A 277-nucleotide genomic window follows, 5' to 3' on the forward strand; every position below is an offset into this window, starting at 1 on the left:
ATTCCGGATCGTCAGCAGAGGAGTCCCGCGTCATGGTCAGCGCAGTATCGGTCGCCGCGAGCGTCCGGGCGGATGCATCCCTCCGTATCGGTGGCGAGCCGCCGAAGCCGGGTGGCAGCCACATCGTGACGTCGGGCGAGACGCTGTCGTCGATCGCGCATCGTTACCAGACCGATGTCGGGGTGCTGGTGCGGCTGAACGACATCCGCAATCCCGACCTCGTCCATGTCGGCCAGACGCTGACGCTGCCGGCCGGCGCAGGCCAACGCTATACGAT

1 protein-coding gene is annotated in these 277 nt (G+C 66.8%); it reads left to right on the forward strand.

What is annotated here, in order from left to right:
* Nucleotides 1–32: 32 nt before the first annotated feature.
* Nucleotides 33–277 (forward strand): LysM peptidoglycan-binding domain-containing protein (locus AC0IYH_RS31340; protein ID WP_471838119.1); only part of this gene is annotated, 245 nt, incomplete at its 3' end.

This window comes from Pseudomonas sp. AC463 (assembly GCF_979253585.1).